We start from the raw sequence: 15144 nt of genomic DNA, 5'->3' as shown, positions 1-15144 counted from the left end.
GTCTCCAATGGCTCGTTCAGTTTGGAAAGGTCCGTTCGTTGACGGCTATCTTCTCAAGAAGGCTGAGAAGGTCCGCGAGGGCGGTCGCAATGAAGTGATCAAAACCTGGAGCCGCCGCTCCACGATCATGCCGCAGTTCGTCGGCCTGACCTTCGGCGTCTACAACGGAAGCAAGCACATTCCGGTCAACGTGTCCGAAGACATGGTCGGCCAGAAGTTCGGCGAATACTCCCCGACGCGGACCTATTATGGCCACGGCGCCGACAAGAAAGCGAAGAGGAAGTAACAATGGGCAAGGCAAAAACCGAACGCCGGCTCAAGGGCAACGAAGCGCAGGCCGTGGCCCGCAGCATTCGCATCAGCCCGCAGAAGCTCAACCTTGTCGCGGCCCTGATCCGCGGCAAGAAGGTTGACCGGGCGCTGGCCGAACTGGAATTTTCGCGCAAGCGCATCGCCTCGACCGTCAAGAAGACGCTTGAATCGGCGATCGCAAACGCCGAGAACAACCATGATCTCGATGTCGATTCGCTCGTCGTCGCCGAAGCCTTCGTTGGCAAGTCCATCGTCATGAAACGCTTTCATGCCCGTGGCCGCGGCCGGTCCTCGCGCATCGAAAAGCCCTTCTCGCACCTGACCATCGTCGTGCGTGAAGTGGAAGCCACAGAGGAGGCCGCATAATGGGTCAGAAAATCAATCCGATCGGTTTCCGCCTCGGCATTAACCGCACCTGGGACAGCCGTTGGTTCGCCGACAATGCCGAATACGGCAAGCTGCTGCACGAAGACCTGAAGATCCGCAATTACCTGCTGAACGAACTCAAGCAGGCTGGCATCTCCAAGGTCGTGATCGAGCGTCCGCACAAGAAGTGCCGCGTGAGCATCCACGCTGCCCGTCCCGGCCTGATCATCGGCAAGAAGGGCGCGGACATCGAGAAGCTGCGCCGCAAGCTGTCGGAGATGACCAATTCGGAAACCCACCTCAACATCGTTGAAGTGCGCAAGCCCGAAGTCGACGCCACCCTGGTTGCCCAGTCGATCGCCCAGCAGCTCGAGCGCCGCATCGCGTTCCGCCGCGCCATGAAGCGTTCGGTCCAGTCGGCCATGCGTCTCGGCGCCGAAGGCATCAAGATCACCTGCGGCGGCCGTCTCGGCGGCGCGGAAATCGCCCGTACCGAATGGTACCGCGAAGGCCGGGTTCCGCTTCACACGCTGCGCGCCGACATCGATTACGGCACGGCTGAAGCCAAGACCGCTTACGGTATCTGCGGCGTGAAGGTCTGGATCTTCAAGGGCGAGATCCTCGAGCACGATCCCATGGCGTCTGAACGCCGCGCGACGGAAGGTGACGCTTCGGGCGGCAATCGCCGGCGCGAGAACGCCTGAGTTTGCGCCAGGCAGATAATTCGGAGAATTAGACAATGTTGCAGCCAAAGCGTACAAAGTACCGCAAGCAGTTCAAGGGCCGCATCAAGGGAGTCGCCAAGGGCGGTTCGGACTTGAATTTCGGCGCCTACGGCTTGAAGGCACAGGAACCTGACCGCGTCAACGCGCGCCAGATCGAAGCTGCCCGCCGGGCGATCACGCGTCACATGAAGCGTGCCGGCCGGGTGTGGATCCGCATCTTCCCGGATGTCCCGGTCACCTCCAAGCCGACGGAAGTCCGCATGGGTAAGGGCAAGGGTTCGGTGGATTACTGGGCTGCAAAGGTCAAGCCCGGCCGGATCATGTTCGAAATCGACGGCGTCAGCGAAGAGCTCGCCCGGGAAGCCCTGCGCCTCGGCGCCGCCAAGCTCTCGGTCAAGACGCGCTTCGTTCAGCGCATCGCAGAGTAAGGAGACGGATCATGAAAGCCGCAGATGTTCGCGCCATGAGCGTCGACCAACTCAACGACGAACTTGCCAAGCTCAAGAAAGAGCAGTTCAACCTGCGTTTCCAGGGCGCCACCGGCCAGCTCGAAAAGACGTCGCGGGTCCAGCAGGTCCGTCGCGATATCGCACGCATCAAGACTATTGCCCGCCAGAAGGCGGCCGCATCCAAGGCCTAAGGACTTAGAGACCATGCCAAAACGCATTCTGCAGGGCACTGTTGTCAGTGACAAGAACGAGAAGACCGTGGTCGTCCGCGTCGAACGCCGTTTCGCGCATCCGGTCATGCAAAAGATCGTCCGCCGCACCAAGAACTACAAGGCGCACGATGAGAACAACCAGTACAAGGTGGGCGACCAGGTTTCCATCCAGGAATGCGCGCCCATCTCGAAAGACAAGTGCTGGACTGTCGTCGAGGCAGTTCAGGCCTGAATGAACGGTTTTAAGGCGAGGGGCCACTTGCACCTTGCCGAGAATCCTGTATGAAGCAGGCCATTGGCGCAGAACGCCCGAGCAAGGGCGTTCTTCTGCTTTCAGCGCATGGAAGGTCCCCACGGGGAAACCACCTTGGCAATATCCTTCCCGCGCACAAAAGAATTGACTCATAAGCTGGCATAGGGGGCCTGAAGCGCCCAACCGTGCCGGTCACAACAAGAAGGCGGCCTGATATGATTCAGATGCAGACAAACCTCGACGTCGCGGACAATTCCGGCGCACGTCGTGTCATGTGCATCAAGGTTCTGGGCGGCTCCAAGCGGAAATACGCTTCGATCGGCGACATCATCGTCGTCTCGATCAAGGAAGCCATTCCGCGCGGCCGCGTCAAGAAGGGTGATGTGATGAAGGCGGTTGTCGTTCGTACAGCCAAGGACATCCGTCGCGCCGACGGAAGCGTGATCCGGTTCGACCGGAACGCCGCTGTCCTGATCGACAACAAGAAAGAGCCGATCGGCACCCGTATCTTCGGACCGGTTCCGCGCGAGCTCCGCGCCAAGAGCCACATGAAGATCATCTCGCTGGCTCCTGAAGTGCTGTAAGGAACGAACCGATGCAAAAGATCCGCAAAGGCGACAAGGTCGTCGTTCTTACTGGCAAGGACAAGGGCCGTTCCGGCGAAGTTCTGGCCGTCATGCCGAAGGAAGGCCGTGCGATCGTCCGGGGCCTGAACATGGTCAAGCGCCACCAGCGCCAGACCCAGACCCAGGAAGCCGGCATTATCAACAAGGAAGCCTCGCTTCATCTCTCCAACCTTGCGATTGCCGACCCCAAGGACGGCAAGCCGACCCGCGTCGGGTTCCGCATGGAAGGCGAAAAGAAGGTGCGCGTGGCCAAGCGTTCGGGAGTGGTCATCGATGGCTGAAGCAAAGTACGAGCCCAGGCTCAAGAAGGACTATAACGAGCGCATCCGCAAGGCCATGCAGGACCAGTTCGCCTATGCGAACGAAATGCAGATCCCGCGCCTCGACAAGATCGTGATCAACATGGGTGTGGGCGAGGCGACTGCCGACTCCAAGAAGCCCGCCGTTGCCGCCGAGGATCTCGCAGCGATCGCCGGCCAGAAGCCGGTCATCACCCGCGCCCGCAACTCGATCGCCGGCTTCAAGCTGCGCGAACAGATGCCGATCGGCGCCAAGGTCACGCTGCGGGGCAACCGCATGTTTGAATTCATGGATCGCCTGATCACCATCGCGCTGCCGCGCGTGCGTGACTTCCGCGGCCTGAACCCGAAGAGCTTTGACGGCCGCGGCAACTTCGCCATGGGCATCAAGGAACACATCGTGTTTCCGGAGGTCAACTACGACAAGGTCGACCAGATCTGGGGCATGGACATCATCGTTTGTACGACGGCGCCAACGGATGACGAAGCGCGGGCTCTTCTCAAAGAGTTCAACTTCCCCTTCCGCCAGTAATCGTAACGGCATTCGAAAAAAGGATATCTGATCATGGCGAAAGTCAGCGCAATCGAGAAGAACAAGCGCCGCCGGAAAATGGTCGCTCGCGACGCCGCCAAGCGCGCCGCCCTGAAGGCGATCACTCAAAACCAGGAACTTCCGATCGAGGAACGGTTCCGCGCAACCCTGAAACTGGCCGAACTGCCGCGCAACGGCGCCAAGGTCCGGATTCGCAACCGGTGCCAGGTGACGGGCCGTCCGCGTGCGTATTATCGCAAGCTCGGCATGTCGCGTATCGCACTGCGTGATCTCGGGTCCGTGGCCAAGGTGCCCGGCCTGGTCAAGTCCAGCTGGTAAGGAGCGCGAAATATGGCAATGACTGATCCACTGGGCGATATGCTCACACGCATCCGCAACGGCGTCGCACGCCGCAAGTCCTCGGTGTCGACGCCTGCTTCCAAGCTGCGCGCCCGCGTGCTCGATGTGCTGCAGGCCGAAGGCTACATCCGCGGTTACACCGAAGTGTCGTTCGACAACGGCAAGTCGGAACTGAGCATCGAGCTCAAGTACCACGAAGGCGCACCGGTGATCCGCGAGATCGCCCGCGTGTCCAAGCCCGGCCGGCGTGTCTACGTCTCCGTTAAGTCCATTCCGCAGGTCGCCAACGGTCTCGGCATCACGATCCTTTCGACTCCGAAGGGCGTTCTGGCCGATCACGTTGCGCGCGAGCACAATGTTGGTGGCGAGGTTCTCTGCTCGATCTTCTGATCGTGCAGGATCTCCAACTCGAACAGACAGGTTGAACAATGTCTCGTATCGGTAAAAAGCCCGTTCCGGTTCCCGCCGGTGTCACCGCGACCATCGACGGCCAGAAAGTGGTCGCCAAGGGTCCGAAGGGCGAACTGAGCTTCGTCGCGAACGACGAAGTGTCGCTCTCGCTTGAAAACAACGCGGTCGTCGTCAAGCCCGTCGACAACTCCAAGGACGCACGGTCCAAGTGGGGCATGTCGCGCACCATGATCTCCAACATCCTCACCGGTGTGAAGGATGGCTATGAGCGCAAGCTCGAGATCAACGGTGTGGGTTATCGCGCCGCCATGCAGGGCCAGAACCTGCAGCTCGCGCTCGGCTTCAGCCACGACGTGATCTACCAGCCGCCGCAGGGCGTGAGCATTGCCTGCCCGAAGCCGACGGAAATTGTCCTGACCGGCATCGACAAGCAGGTGCTCGGCCAGGCCGCCGCCGAGATCCGCGGCTACCGCGGCCCCGAGCCCTACAAGGGCAAGGGCGTCAAGTATGCTGAAGAGCGGATTGTCCGCAAAGAAGGCAAGAAGAAGTAAGGAAGACGCGAAATGGCTAGCAGGAAACAATCCCTTACGCGTCGGTCCGCCCGGGTCCGCCGCCAGCTCAAAGCGGTGGCCAATGGCCGTCCGCGCCTGTCGGTTCATCGCTCGTCGAAGAACATCTATGTTCAGGTCATCGACGACGCAGCTGGCCGCACGCTCGCCGCTGCATCCACGCTTGACGCCGGCCTTCGCGCCGAGCTCAAGACGGGTGCCGATATCGCCGCTGCCGCGGCGGTGGGCAAGCTCGTTGCAGAACGCGCCGTCAAGGCCGGGATCACGGAAGTGGTCTTCGACCGTGGCGCTTTCATCTATCACGGCCGCATCAAGGCCCTCGCCGAAGCTGCCCGCGAAGGCGGCCTGAGCTTCTAAGTCAAACCCGCCGATTGATTCCGGAAAAGAACAAGGAACAGGACAATGGCCAAGGAAGGTCGCCGCGACAACCGCGGTAAGGACGAAGAGCGCGACAGCGAATTCGTCGACAAGCTCGTACACATCAACCGCGTTGCCAAGGTCGTCAAGGGCGGCCGTCGCTTCGGTTTCGCAGCCCTCGTGGTTGTCGGCGACCAGAAGGGCCGCGTGGGCTTCGGTCACGGCAAGGCACGCGAAGTGCCGGAAGCCATCCGCAAGGCCACTGAATCGGCCAAGCGCGACCTGATCTTCGTGCCGCTGCGCTCCGGCCGGACCCTGCACCACGACGTGCATGGCCGTCACGGCGCCGGCAAGGTGCTTCTGCGCGCTGCCAAGCCCGGTACCGGCATCATCGCCGGCGGTCCGATGCGCGCCGTCTTCGAGACGCTCGGCATGCAGGACGTCGTGGCCAAGTCGACGGGGTCGTCCAACCCCTACAACATGGTCCGCGCCACCTTTGATGCGCTCAAGAACCAGATGCACCCCAAGGACATCGCGTCCCAGCGCGGCATCAAGTATTCCACGCTCCAGGAACGCCGCGGAGTTTCCGCGGGCGCCGAAGAGTAATCGGGCCTCCGCCTTTATCGTATTAGGGAGCCAAGACCATGGCTGACAACAAGAAGGGCAAGACGGTCACCGTCGAACAGATCGGCAGCCCGATTCGCCGCCCGAACGTGCAGCGCCAGACGCTGATCGGCTTGGGCCTCAACAAGATGCACCGCGTCCGGACCCTCGAAGACACCCCGGCCGTCCGTGGCATGATCCGTTCGGTCAGCCACCTCGTCCGCGTCGTCGACGAGAAGTGAGTGGGAGTGAACTGTCATGAAACTCAATGAGATCACCGACAACGAAGGCGCTACCAAGAACCGCAAGCGGGTTGGCCGCGGCATCGGTTCGGGCTCCGGCAAGACCGGCGGCCGCGGCGTCAAGGGTCAGAAGTCGCGTTCGGGCGTCGCCATCAACGGCTTCGAAGGCGGCCAGATGCCGATCTACCGGCGCCTTCCGAAGCGCGGCTTCAACAACATCTTCTCGTCCGACTTCAACGTCGTGTCGGTCGGCCGCATCCAGGCCGCCATCGACGCCGGCAAGCTTGACGGCAAGAAGGCGATCGACGCTGCAGCCCTCAAGGGCGCAGGCGTGATCCGCCGCCTCAAGGACGGTGTCCGCGTTCTCGCCGACGGCGACGTGAAGGCCAAGCTCAGCCTCGAAGTGGCCGGCGCATCGCGCTCTGCCATCGAAAAGGTGGAGAAGGCCGGCGGGTCCGTGAAGCTGCTCGCCCCGGCAGCCGCGGCTGAGGAAAAGTAACAAGAATCTGACCGCCCGGTGCTTCACATCGGGCGGTTTTCGTCCCATATGGGATCTGCCGTTGCGCTGGGCCGCGACGGAGAGGGCAGGGGCCGGGCTTTTGATTTCGCCAGGCCGCACCGCCCGGTGAAACCAACTCAGACCCTCCGGAGATGATTGGGTTCATCACGCGCCGGGTGGGCTGCGCGGAGAACGCAATGGCATCTGCAGCCGAACAACTTGCTTCCAACCTGAATTTCGGCGCCTTCGCCAAGGCCCATGATCTCAAGAAGCGGATCTGGTTCACGCTTGGCGCTCTGCTCGTCTACCGTCTCGGCACCTATATTCCGCTTCCCGGCATCAATCCCGACGCCTTCGCGCAAGCCTTCCAGAGCCAGTCCGGCGGCATTCTCGGCCTGTTCAACATGTTTGCCGGCGGCGCCGTGGGGCGCATGGCGATTTTCGCGCTCGGCATCATGCCCTACATCTCCGCCTCGATCATCATCCAGCTGATGACCTCGGTCGTGCCCACGCTCGAGCAGCTCAAGAAAGAGGGCGAGCAGGGCCGCAAGATCATCAACCAGTACACGCGCTACGGCACAGTGCTGCTCGGCACCGTCCAGGCCTATGGCATCGCCGTCGGCCTCGAATCGGGCAGCGGCATCGTCACCGATCCGGGCTGGTTCTTCCGCATCGCCACCGTGATCACGCTGGTCGGCGGCACCATGTTCCTGATGTGGCTCGGCGAGCAGATCACCGCGCGCGGCATCGGCAACGGCATTTCGCTGATCATCTTCGCGGGCATCGTCGCAGCCCTGCCGACGGCTGTCGCCGGCACCCTCGAACTCGGCCGCACCGGTGCGCTGTCGACCGGCCTGATCATCGCCGTGATCGTGGTCGCCATCGCCGTGATCGCCTTCATCGTCTTCATCGAGCGCGCGCAGCGGCAATTGCTGATCCAGTATCCGAAGCGCCAGGTCGGCTCGCGCATGTTCCAGGGCGACACCTCGCATCTGCCGCTTAAGCTCAATACCGCCGGCGTGATCCCGCCGATCTTCGCCTCGTCGCTGCTGCTGCTGCCGGCCACGATCGCGGGCTTCGCCAACACCGGCAACCTGCCGTCCTGGGCGTCCTCGCTGCTGGCGTCGCTTGGCCACGGCCAGCCGGCCTATATGCTGCTCTATGCGGCCATGATCGGCTTCTTCGCCTTCTTCTATACGGCGATCGTGTTCAACCCGAAGGACACCGCCGACAACCTCAAGCGCCATGGCGGGTTCATTCCCGGATTCCGCCCCGGCGAGCGTACGGCCGAATACATCGATTATGTGCTCACGCGCATCACCGTGATCGGCGCCTTGTATCTGATCTTCGTCTGTCTCTTGCCCGAATTTCTAATCGCGCAGACCGGGGTTCCGTTCTATCTGGGTGGAACATCGCTTCTGATCGTCGTGTCGGTGACGCTGGATACGGTTGCGCAGATTCAGGGGCATCTGATCGCCCAGCAATATGAGGGGCTGATCAAGAAGTCCAAACTTCGGGGAGGCAAGAAGGGACGATGAGACTTATCCTGTTGGGACCGCCCGGCGCGGGCAAGGGCACCCAGGCCCAGCGTCTGGTCGAAAAACACGGCATTCCGCAGCTCTCCACCGGAGACATGCTGCGCGCCGCAGTGGCTGCGCAGACCGAAGTGGGCAAGCGCGCCAAGGCGGTGATGGATGCGGGCGAACTCGTGTCCGACGACATCGTCAACGCCATCGTCTCCGAACGGGTCGACGAGCCCGATTGCGCCAACGGCTTCATCCTCGATGGCTATCCGCGCACGCTGCAGCAGGCCGACGCCGTCGAGGCCATGCTGTCGGCCAAGGGGCTGAAGCTCGATACCGTGATCGAGCTGGTCGTCGACGACAAGGCTCTGGTCGGCCGCATCATCAAGCGCGCCGAAGAGGCCGCCGCTGCCGGACAGCCGGTGCGCAAGGACGACAATGCCCAGGTGTTCGAAGAGCGGCTGCGCGAATACTACAAGAAGACCGCGCCGCTGACCGGCTACTATTATGCCAAGGGCGCGCTGCGCACCGTCGACGGCATGGGCTCGATCGACGAGGTGACTGGAGAGATCGAGGCCGTGCTGGCCTCGCTCTGATGGGTGTGGCGGAGACTTGCCGGACCTCACTTTCGGGGGAGGGGCGGACGATCTTCGCCAATGCCGCGAAAAACGGGCGCGGGAGGTTGACGAAAGCCTGCCGCTTCCGCTATGAACCGCTCAACTCGCGACATGCAGGCGATCGGTGCGATTCCTCGAAGGCTTGAGGGATCGTCTCTGGTCGCTTTTATGCATGCCGCGTTGGACGACGGAGCTTTTGCCGTTCGGCTTTCGGGCCGGTGCGGCAATCGCAAGATGGACTACCCCGCAAGGGCCGGCCTCCACCGGACGCGGGTCAACGATAACCCGCCGGCCAGACCAGGTCTGTCCCGGCCCACATGGAGAAGCACATGGCCCGCATAGCAGGCGTTAACATCCCGACCAACAAGCGCGTCATCATCGCGCTGACCTACATTCACGGCATCGGCCGCAAGTTCGCCGCCGAGATCGTCGAGAAGGTCGGTATTCCGCTCGATCGTCGCGTCAACCAGCTTTCGGACGCCGAAGTGCTGCAGATCCGCGAAACCATCGATCGCGACTATCAGGTTGAAGGTGACCTGCGCCGCGAGAATTCGATGAATATCAAGCGTCTGATGGACCTTGGCTGCTACCGCGGCCTGCGCCATCGTCGCGGCCTGCCGGTGCGTGGTCAGCGGACCCACACCAATGCTCGCACCCGCAAGGGTCCCGCCAAGGCAATCGCCGGCAAGAAGAAGTAATCAAGGGGTTCGCCTGACCGGCGTACGAGCCACGGGCCTGCGGTTCATGTAACCGCGGCCTTCGCGGAGTGTGCGCCGGCCGGGAGCATCCCGGTGGAGCCGCTGGTGTTACGGCGGTGCTGATATCTCGAAAGGAAAGAACATGGCCAAGGAAGCCGCACGCGTCAAACGTCGCGAACGCAAGAACATCTCGTCGGGCGTCGCCCACGTCAATTCCAGCTTCAACAACACGATGATCACGATCACCGATGCCCAGGGCAACGCGATTTCGTGGTCGTCCGCCGGCTCGAAGGGCTTCAAGGGCTCGCGCAAGTCGACGCCGTTCGCCGCCCAGATGGCTGCCGAAGACGCTGCGAAGAAGGCCCAGGAACACGGCATGAAGTCGCTGGAAGTCGAAGTCTGCGGTCCCGGTTCGGGCCGTGAGTCGGCCCTGCGCGCCCTTCAGGCCGCTGGTTTTACGATCACTTCGATCCGTGATGTGACGCCGATCCCGCACAATGGCTGCCGCCCGCGCAAGAAGCGCCGCGTCTGAGACGAACTCGATGTTCGACGGGCCAGGGTCACCTGCGCCCGTCCGATCTTCTTCTCACTTGGCCGCACGATTGGATAGTGCGGCAACAGGAAGGCAACACACATGATTCAGAAGAACTGGCAGGAATTGATCAAACCCAGCAAGGTTGAGTTCAATACCACCGGCCGCACCAAGGCCACGGTGGTTGCTGAACCGCTTGAGCGTGGTTTCGGCCTGACGCTGGGCAATGCCCTGCGTCGCGTGCTCTTGTCCTCGCTGCGCGGCGCCGCTGTCACGGCGGTGCAGATCGACGGCGTTCTGCACGAGTTTTCCTCCATTCCCGGCGTGCGCGAAGATGTCACCGACATCATTCTCAACATCAAGGAAATCGCCATCCGGATGGAAGGCGACGAGCCGAAGCGCATGGTCGTGCGCAAGCAGGGCCCGGGCGTTGTCCGCGCCGGCGACATCCAGACCGTGGGCGACATCGAGATCCTCAATCCCGAGCACCCGCTCTGCACGCTCGACGAAGGCGCTGAAATCCGCATGGAATTCACCGTCAACAACGGCAAGGGCTATGTGCCGGCAGACCGCAACCGCGCCGAAGATGCGCCGATCGGCCTGATCCCGGTCGACAGCCTCTATTCGCCGGTCAAGAAGTGCTCCTACAAGGTCGAAAACACCCGCGAGGGCCAGGTTCTCGACTATGACAAGCTGACGCTGAACATCGAAACCGATGGGTCGGTGAGCGGCGAGGATGCCGTGGCCTATGCGGCGCGCATCCTGCAGGACCAGCTTGGCGTCTTCGTCAATTTCGACGAGCCGCAGAAGGAAGTCCACGAGGAGACCGTTGCCGAACTCGCGTTCAACCCGTCGCTTCTCAAGAAGGTCGACGAACTCGAGCTGTCGGTGCGTTCGGCCAACTGCCTCAAGAACGACAACATCGTCTATATCGGCGACCTTATCCAGAAGACCGAAGCAGAGATGCTTCGGACTCCGAACTTCGGTCGCAAGTCGCTCAACGAGATCAAGGAAGTTCTCGCTTCCATGGGCCTGCATCTCGGGATGGAAGTTCCGTCCTGGCCGCCGGAAAACATCGAAGATCTCGCCAAGCGTTACGAAGACCAGTATTAAGCCGCAATTCCAGGAAAAGTGGGATCCGGTTTTCCGTCCGGAATTGCGTTGAAACAGAAAAATGTTCAAACGGCAGGCCGTGCCTGCATGTGAAGGAGACAGGCCATGCGCCACGGAAATTCAGGCCGCAAGCTGAATCGCACCTCGAGCCACCGCAAGGCGATGTTCGCCAACATGGCGGCTTCGCTCATCGAACATGAGCAGATCGTGACCACCCTGCCGAAGGCAAAGGAAATCCGTCCGATCGTTGAAAAGCTCGTGACCCTCGGCAAGCGCGGCGACCTGCACGCCCGCCGTCAGGCGATCTCGCAGATCCGCGACAATGACGCCGTGCGCAAGCTGTTCGACGCCATCGCGACCCGGTATGCCACCCGCAACGGCGGCTATATCCGCATCATGAAGGCCGGCTTCCGCACCGGCGACAACGCGCCGATGGCCGTTGTCGAGTTCGTCGACCGTGACGTCGACGCCAAGGGCGCCAAGGATCGTGCCCGCGTGGCCGCCGAAGCTGCGATGGAAGACGAAGCCGCGTAAGCGCTTCATCCCGCAAGGGGCGACACTCAAAAGGCCGGATGCTTCGCGCGTCCGGCCTTTTTCGTGTCCGCGGCAGTGGCGGGGGCTGAGCCGAAACCGTTCCGCCCCGTCAGCTCAGCCGCGGCCCGTCATTTGGGGATGTAGATGGTGTCGCGGATATGCTTGAGCGAGGCGACGATGGTAAACGTCATGATCACCAGAAGCGTCCACGAACTCCATTTGCCCAGGTGTACCGTCGACCACGCGCCGATCTGGTTCGGATAGTGCCAGACCGCGAAGAAGGTGGAGATGTTTTCGGCGAGCCAGATGAAGAAGCCGATCAGGATGAAGGACAGGATCATCGGCATTTTCCGGTCGCGGTCGAACGGCCGGTAGATCACGGTCGCCCGCGCATAGAGCCCGATCGCCAGGGCCGCGATATACCAGCGATAGTCGCCGATATAATGATGGGTGAAGAAGTTGGCGTAGATCGCCAGCGCCACCAGCGTCGCCATCCAGTAGGGCGGGTGATGCTCGATGCGGACATCGAGGATCCGCCAGGCCTGGATGATGTAGCTGCCGACGGCCGCATACATGAAGCCTGAAAACAGCGGCACGCCGAAGAGCTTGGTATAGGCGAAATCGGGATAGGACCAGGACTGGATGGTGCCGGAGGTCTTGAACACCTCGAGCGCGAAGCCGACCACATGGAACAGGCAGATCGCCTTGAACTCATCCGTCGTCTCAAGCTTCGTCCACAGCATCCAGGCCTGGATGGCGATGGCGATCAGCAGCAGCAGGTCATAGCGCGGGATGCCCCAGAGGCCGTCGCGCGGGGTGACGAAGATTGACACGAAGAACAGCCCGGCGAACAGGCAGGCGCGCGCCTCCTTGATGCCGAACATCAGGAACTCGACCGCGAAGCGCCGGATGCCGGTCAGCTGCGGGGCAGGGGCGGTCACCATCAGCAAGGTGTCGAGCCGTTGCAGCAGGCCCGGCTGTAGCAGGGTGTTCGTCGCTGTCATGCCGGTCATTCTCCATTTCGCTCTTTGGCTCCCGGAGCCCCCTGACTCCGAAGCGGGGCGCCTGGTCATTGCCCGAAATCCGAGGATTCAGAGCAACTTGTCGGCGTCAGGGGATTCCGCCCGGCCGCGGGATCTAGTACTGAGACATCATGGACGAAATCAAGGCAAGGCGGGGCGATGTCCTCAGGCGGCTGGGGATCGCGCTGGGCGTGATCGCCTTGGGGCTGGCGTTGCGGCTCCTGGGTTACGAGATCGGTCTGCCCTACCGGCTGGTCAAATATGGCGGCTCGATGCTCTGGGGCATGATGGTGTTCTGGCTCATCGCCATGGTCCTGCCCGGCCTCTCCCTGGTCCGTCTGGCGCTGATCGCGGCGGTATGCGCGGCGCTGGTCGAGTTTTCGCGGCTCTATCACACGCCGTGGCTCGATGCGTTTCGGCTCGAACTCATCGGCGCGCTGCTGCTCGGCCGCATCTTCTCCTGGCTCAACATCGTCGCCTATCTCGCGGGCATCCTGCTTGCGGCTGTGGCCGAATGGCGGATCCTCGCGCGAAGGCGTCCAGGCGACGCCTAGCCGCGCGCGAGCCGCATGGCGCGCTTGCGCTCCATGTAGCGCGGGCGCACCAGCCGCCATCCGATCAGCAGGGCGATCAGGGCGGCATAGACCATCAGGTCCGGCCCGATCACCTTGACCGAAAGGCAGGCATGCAGCGCGCCGAGCGCGGCGATCGGATAGATCAGCCGGTGCAACCGGGTCCATGTGGGGCCGAGCTTCCGGATCGACCAGGCGTTGGAGGTGAGCGCGAGCGGGATCAACGCGACAAGAGCGCCCATGCCGATGGTGATGAACCAGCGCCTGACGATGTCCTCGGCGATCACGCCAAGCGCAAACCGCTTGTCGAGCGCCACATAGGTGGAAAAATGCATCAGCACATACCAGAAGGCGAGCAGGCCGAGCGCGCGCCGGTAGCGCAGCCAGTTAATGCGGAAGAGATCCCTGATCGGCGAGATCGCCAGCGTCAGGATCAGGAACCGGAGCGCCCATTCGCCCAGGAGATGCTCGAAGCTCTCGACCGCGTTGCCGCCGAGCTGGCCGGTGGCGCCGAGATAGAAGCTCCACGCGGCCGGCGCGAGCCCGAGCGCGTAGACGAGCCAGATCGAGGCGGCGTGATAGCGCCGGGGCAGGGCGGGCAGCGCCATGGTCAGAAATTCGCCTTCAGGTCCATGCCCGCATAGAGGCTCGCCACCTCCTCGCCATAGCCGTTGAACATCAGCGTCGGCCGGTCGTTGGAGCCGAAAAAGCCGCCGCCGCCGATGCGGTTTTCAGTGGCCTGGCTCCAGCGCGGGTGATCGACCTCCGGATTGACGTTGGCGTAGAACCCGTACTCGCTCGGTGCGAGCTTGTTCCAGGTCGACGGCGGCTCGGTTTCCGTAAGCGAGATCCGGACGATCGACTTGATTCCCTTGAAGCCGTATTTCCAAGGCGTCACCAGCCGGATCGGCGCGCCGTTCTGGTTGGGCAGCGTCTTGCCATAGAGGCCCATGGCGAGGAGTGTGAGCGGATGCCGCGCCTCGTCGAGCCTGAGCCCCTCGACATAGGGCCATGGCAGGGGCTGGAACAGGCCGCGCTGGCCGGGCATTTCCTCGGGCCGCACCACCGTCTCGAAGGCCACATATTTGGCGCTGCCGAGCGGCTCGACCCGGTCGAGCAGGGCGGCGAGCGGAAATCCGATCCAGGGGATCACCATCGACCAGGCTTCCACGCAGCGCATGCGGTAGACCCGTTCCTCGAGACCGAGGGCGGTCAACTGGTCGAGATCGAAGGTCTTGGGCTTGGCCACCATCCCGTCCACTTTCACGGTCCAGGGCGTGGGCTTGAAATCGCCCGATTTTTCGGCCGGATCGGATTTGCCGGTGCCGAACTCGTAGAAATTGTTGATGCCGGTGACATCGGCTTCCGGGGTCAATTGCTCGTCCGTGCCGTAACCGCCCGGTTTGGCCGCAAGGTCGGTGGCGGCCAGGGCGAGACCCGGAGTGGCGAGCGCGACGGCGCCGGCGGCGCCAAGCCGCAAGAGATCGCGCCGGCCGAAATAGCTCGATTCGGGGGTGATTTCGGATCCGGCAATGCGGGCGGGGCGGTAAGGGGGCATGGCGGTCTCGGCTCCTCGCTTGGGAGGCCTAAGGGGCATGGCCTCACGTAGGCAGAATATACGATTGGGGCGAATGGCAAAGCGTCTGCCCGACCACAATTTCGTGTAGGGCCGGTGATCGCCCGCGTTTCGCCGCGGATCGCGGGCCATGGCAACCGGC

Annotated in this window: 26 protein-coding genes; 23 read left to right on the top strand and 3 right to left on the bottom strand. The window is 62.5% G+C overall.

Going from position 1 to position 15144, the window contains the following annotated elements; translation table 11 throughout:
• Positions 1-7: 7 nt before the first annotated feature.
• The 22 genes from rpsS to rplQ all read left to right on the top strand — a co-directional run bounded on the left by rpsS (position 8) and on the right by rplQ (position 11832).
• The gene (gene rpsS / locus AWJ14_RS15835) at positions 8-286 is read left to right on the top strand and encodes a 30S ribosomal protein S19 (protein WP_035528290.1); all 279 of its coding nucleotides are present in this window, start codon (positions 8-10) and stop codon (positions 284-286) included.
• Between the two features lie 2 nt (positions 287-288).
• Positions 289-678 carry a 50S ribosomal protein L22 gene (gene rplV, locus AWJ14_RS15830; RefSeq protein WP_066181264.1) on the top strand — a complete coding sequence of 130 codons (390 nt, stop codon included), beginning with the start codon at positions 289-291 and terminating at the stop codon, positions 676-678.
• Positions 678-1382, top strand: a complete 705-nt coding sequence (gene rpsC, locus AWJ14_RS15825) for a 30S ribosomal protein S3 (protein ID WP_066181262.1) — start codon at positions 678-680, stop codon at positions 1380-1382. Before rplV ends, rpsC begins: the two co-directional genes overlap by 1 nt.
• A 35-nt stretch (positions 1383-1417) precedes the next feature.
• Entirely contained in the window at positions 1418-1831 is a 414-nt protein-coding gene (gene rplP, locus AWJ14_RS15820; RefSeq protein WP_045648399.1) for a 50S ribosomal protein L16, read from the top strand.
• 11 nt (positions 1832-1842) lie between these two features.
• Positions 1843-2043, top strand: a complete 201-nt coding sequence (gene rpmC, locus AWJ14_RS15815; protein ID WP_066181259.1) for a 50S ribosomal protein L29 — start codon at positions 1843-1845, stop codon at positions 2041-2043.
• A 13-nt stretch (positions 2044-2056) separates the two neighbouring features.
• Positions 2057-2296 (top strand): 30S ribosomal protein S17, encoded by a 240-nt coding sequence (rpsQ, locus tag AWJ14_RS15810; protein ID WP_066181256.1) that lies wholly within the window; start codon positions 2057-2059, stop codon positions 2294-2296.
• Positions 2297-2532: 236 nt separating this feature from the next.
• Entirely contained in the window at positions 2533-2901 is a 369-nt protein-coding gene (rplN, locus tag AWJ14_RS15805; RefSeq protein ID WP_035528307.1) for a 50S ribosomal protein L14, read from the top strand.
• An 11-nt stretch (positions 2902-2912) separates the two neighbouring features.
• Positions 2913-3224, top strand: a complete 312-nt coding sequence (gene rplX / locus AWJ14_RS15800) for a 50S ribosomal protein L24 (protein WP_066181250.1) — start codon at positions 2913-2915, stop codon at positions 3222-3224.
• A complete protein-coding gene (rplE, locus tag AWJ14_RS15795) occupies positions 3217-3774 on the top strand; it encodes a 50S ribosomal protein L5 (protein WP_066181247.1) in 558 nt (185 codons plus the stop codon). Before rplX ends, rplE begins: the two co-directional genes overlap by 8 nt.
• A 33-nt stretch (positions 3775-3807) precedes the next feature.
• A complete protein-coding gene (gene rpsN, locus AWJ14_RS15790; protein WP_066181244.1) occupies positions 3808-4113 on the top strand; it encodes a 30S ribosomal protein S14 in 306 nt (101 codons plus the stop codon).
• A gap of 12 nt (positions 4114-4125) precedes the next feature.
• Positions 4126-4524, top strand: a complete 399-nt coding sequence (gene rpsH / locus AWJ14_RS15785) for a 30S ribosomal protein S8 (RefSeq protein ID WP_066181241.1) — start codon at positions 4126-4128, stop codon at positions 4522-4524.
• A gap of 38 nt (positions 4525-4562) precedes the next feature.
• Complete coding sequence (rplF, locus tag AWJ14_RS15780) at positions 4563-5096, top strand: 50S ribosomal protein L6 (RefSeq protein ID WP_066181239.1); 534 nt, start codon at positions 4563-4565, stop codon at positions 5094-5096.
• Between the two features lie 12 nt (positions 5097-5108).
• Positions 5109-5471: a 50S ribosomal protein L18 gene (rplR, locus tag AWJ14_RS15775; protein WP_066181236.1), complete on the top strand. Its 363-nt coding sequence runs from the start codon at positions 5109-5111 to the stop codon at positions 5469-5471.
• A gap of 45 nt (positions 5472-5516) precedes the next feature.
• Positions 5517-6077 (top strand): 30S ribosomal protein S5, encoded by a 561-nt coding sequence (rpsE, locus tag AWJ14_RS15770; protein ID WP_066181232.1) that lies wholly within the window; start codon positions 5517-5519, stop codon positions 6075-6077.
• Positions 6078-6115: 38 nt separating this feature from the next.
• Positions 6116-6316 carry a 50S ribosomal protein L30 gene (rpmD, locus tag AWJ14_RS15765; RefSeq protein ID WP_066181230.1) on the top strand — a complete coding sequence of 67 codons (201 nt, stop codon included), beginning with the start codon at positions 6116-6118 and terminating at the stop codon, positions 6314-6316.
• A gap of 16 nt (positions 6317-6332) precedes the next feature.
• Complete coding sequence (rplO, locus tag AWJ14_RS15760; RefSeq protein ID WP_066181228.1) at positions 6333-6815, top strand: 50S ribosomal protein L15; 483 nt, start codon at positions 6333-6335, stop codon at positions 6813-6815.
• Between the two features lie 197 nt (positions 6816-7012).
• Complete coding sequence (gene secY, locus AWJ14_RS15755) at positions 7013-8353, top strand: preprotein translocase subunit SecY (RefSeq protein ID WP_066181225.1); 1341 nt, start codon at positions 7013-7015, stop codon at positions 8351-8353.
• Positions 8350-8934: an adenylate kinase gene (locus AWJ14_RS15750; protein ID WP_066181222.1), complete on the top strand. Its 585-nt coding sequence runs from the start codon at positions 8350-8352 to the stop codon at positions 8932-8934. Before secY ends, AWJ14_RS15750 begins: the two co-directional genes overlap by 4 nt.
• 350 nt (positions 8935-9284) lie before the next feature.
• Positions 9285-9653 carry a 30S ribosomal protein S13 gene (rpsM, locus tag AWJ14_RS15745; RefSeq protein WP_066181218.1) on the top strand — a complete coding sequence of 123 codons (369 nt, stop codon included), beginning with the start codon at positions 9285-9287 and terminating at the stop codon, positions 9651-9653.
• 142 nt (positions 9654-9795) lie between these two features.
• Positions 9796-10185: a 30S ribosomal protein S11 gene (gene rpsK / locus AWJ14_RS15740; RefSeq protein WP_066181215.1), complete on the top strand. Its 390-nt coding sequence runs from the start codon at positions 9796-9798 to the stop codon at positions 10183-10185.
• 102 nt (positions 10186-10287) lie between these two features.
• Positions 10288-11298, top strand: coding sequence for a DNA-directed RNA polymerase subunit alpha (locus AWJ14_RS15735; RefSeq protein WP_066181212.1), 1011 nt, complete (start codon positions 10288-10290; stop codon positions 11296-11298).
• Positions 11299-11403: 105 nt separating this feature from the next.
• A complete protein-coding gene (gene rplQ, locus AWJ14_RS15730; RefSeq protein WP_066181209.1) occupies positions 11404-11832 on the top strand; it encodes a 50S ribosomal protein L17 in 429 nt (142 codons plus the stop codon).
• A gap of 128 nt (positions 11833-11960) precedes the next feature.
• On the opposite strand, the gene AWJ14_RS15725 is transcribed toward rplQ, so the two are convergent.
• Positions 11961-12836 carry a DUF817 domain-containing protein gene (locus AWJ14_RS15725; RefSeq protein WP_066181727.1) on the bottom strand — a complete coding sequence of 292 codons (876 nt, stop codon included), beginning with the start codon at positions 12834-12836 and terminating at the stop codon, positions 11961-11963.
• A gap of 149 nt (positions 12837-12985) precedes the next feature.
• Between AWJ14_RS15725 and AWJ14_RS15720 the strand changes: the two genes are divergently transcribed.
• Positions 12986-13408 (top strand): ribosomal maturation YjgA family protein, encoded by a 423-nt coding sequence (locus AWJ14_RS15720; protein ID WP_066181206.1) that lies wholly within the window; start codon positions 12986-12988, stop codon positions 13406-13408.
• Here the strand turns inward: AWJ14_RS15720 and msrQ are convergent.
• Positions 13405-14034: a protein-methionine-sulfoxide reductase heme-binding subunit MsrQ gene (msrQ, locus tag AWJ14_RS15715; RefSeq protein WP_066181204.1), complete on the bottom strand. Its 630-nt coding sequence runs from the start codon at positions 14032-14034 to the stop codon at positions 13405-13407. The two genes, AWJ14_RS15720 and msrQ, sit on opposite strands and share 4 nt — an antisense overlap.
• A 2-nt stretch (positions 14035-14036) precedes the next feature.
• Positions 14037-14984, bottom strand: a complete 948-nt coding sequence (gene msrP / locus AWJ14_RS15710) for a protein-methionine-sulfoxide reductase catalytic subunit MsrP (protein ID WP_066181203.1) — start codon at positions 14982-14984, stop codon at positions 14037-14039.
• Positions 14985-15144: the final 160 nt, after the last annotated feature.

It is taken from the genome of Parahoeflea olei (assembly GCF_001703635.1).
In the GTDB taxonomy this organism is placed as follows: Bacteria; Pseudomonadota; Alphaproteobacteria; order Rhizobiales; family Rhizobiaceae; genus Hoeflea; species Hoeflea olei.
Note: the sequence above shows the minus strand (reverse complement) of the source record. Positions and strands in the feature narration are given on the sequence as shown.

Excerpts from the sequence above, each read along its gene's own strand:
- rpsQ (WP_066181256.1), top strand. The coding sequence starts at position 2,057 with ATGCCAAAACGCATTCTGCAGGGCACTGTTGTCAGTGACAAGAACGAG.
- rpmC (WP_066181259.1), top strand. The coding sequence starts at position 1,843 with ATGAAAGCCGCAGATGTTCGCGCCATGAGCGTCGACCAACTCAACGAC.
- rplR (WP_066181236.1), top strand. The coding sequence starts at position 5,109 with ATGGCTAGCAGGAAACAATCCCTTACGCGTCGGTCCGCCCGGGTCCGC.
- rpsC (WP_066181262.1), top strand. The coding sequence starts at position 678 with ATGGGTCAGAAAATCAATCCGATCGGTTTCCGCCTCGGCATTAACCGC.
- AWJ14_RS15725 (WP_066181727.1), bottom strand. The coding sequence starts at position 12,836 with ATGACAGCGACGAACACCCTGCTACAGCCGGGCCTGCTGCAACGGCTC.
- AWJ14_RS15750 (WP_066181222.1), top strand. The coding sequence starts at position 8,350 with ATGAGACTTATCCTGTTGGGACCGCCCGGCGCGGGCAAGGGCACCCAG.
- rplV (WP_066181264.1), top strand. The coding sequence starts at position 289 with ATGGGCAAGGCAAAAACCGAACGCCGGCTCAAGGGCAACGAAGCGCAG.
- rplQ (WP_066181209.1), top strand. The coding sequence starts at position 11,404 with ATGCGCCACGGAAATTCAGGCCGCAAGCTGAATCGCACCTCGAGCCAC.
- rpsN (WP_066181244.1), top strand. The coding sequence starts at position 3,808 with ATGGCGAAAGTCAGCGCAATCGAGAAGAACAAGCGCCGCCGGAAAATG.
- rpsK (WP_066181215.1), top strand. The coding sequence starts at position 9,796 with ATGGCCAAGGAAGCCGCACGCGTCAAACGTCGCGAACGCAAGAACATC.
- secY (WP_066181225.1), top strand. The coding sequence starts at position 7,013 with ATGGCATCTGCAGCCGAACAACTTGCTTCCAACCTGAATTTCGGCGCC.
- rplF (WP_066181239.1), top strand. The coding sequence starts at position 4,563 with ATGTCTCGTATCGGTAAAAAGCCCGTTCCGGTTCCCGCCGGTGTCACC.
- rplO (WP_066181228.1), top strand. The coding sequence starts at position 6,333 with ATGAAACTCAATGAGATCACCGACAACGAAGGCGCTACCAAGAACCGC.
- rplN (WP_035528307.1), top strand. The coding sequence starts at position 2,533 with ATGATTCAGATGCAGACAAACCTCGACGTCGCGGACAATTCCGGCGCA.
- rpmD (WP_066181230.1), top strand. The coding sequence starts at position 6,116 with ATGGCTGACAACAAGAAGGGCAAGACGGTCACCGTCGAACAGATCGGC.
- msrQ (WP_066181204.1), bottom strand. The coding sequence starts at position 14,034 with ATGGCGCTGCCCGCCCTGCCCCGGCGCTATCACGCCGCCTCGATCTGG.
- rpsH (WP_066181241.1), top strand. The coding sequence starts at position 4,126 with ATGGCAATGACTGATCCACTGGGCGATATGCTCACACGCATCCGCAAC.
- rplE (WP_066181247.1), top strand. The coding sequence starts at position 3,217 with ATGGCTGAAGCAAAGTACGAGCCCAGGCTCAAGAAGGACTATAACGAG.
- msrP (WP_066181203.1), bottom strand. The coding sequence starts at position 14,984 with ATGCCCCCTTACCGCCCCGCCCGCATTGCCGGATCCGAAATCACCCCC.
- AWJ14_RS15720 (WP_066181206.1), top strand. The coding sequence starts at position 12,986 with ATGGACGAAATCAAGGCAAGGCGGGGCGATGTCCTCAGGCGGCTGGGG.
- rpsM (WP_066181218.1), top strand. The coding sequence starts at position 9,285 with ATGGCCCGCATAGCAGGCGTTAACATCCCGACCAACAAGCGCGTCATC.
- rpsS (WP_035528290.1), top strand. The coding sequence starts at position 8 with ATGGCTCGTTCAGTTTGGAAAGGTCCGTTCGTTGACGGCTATCTTCTC.
- rplP (WP_045648399.1), top strand. The coding sequence starts at position 1,418 with ATGTTGCAGCCAAAGCGTACAAAGTACCGCAAGCAGTTCAAGGGCCGC.
- rpsE (WP_066181232.1), top strand. The coding sequence starts at position 5,517 with ATGGCCAAGGAAGGTCGCCGCGACAACCGCGGTAAGGACGAAGAGCGC.
- rplX (WP_066181250.1), top strand. The coding sequence starts at position 2,913 with ATGCAAAAGATCCGCAAAGGCGACAAGGTCGTCGTTCTTACTGGCAAG.
- AWJ14_RS15735 (WP_066181212.1), top strand. The coding sequence starts at position 10,288 with ATGATTCAGAAGAACTGGCAGGAATTGATCAAACCCAGCAAGGTTGAG.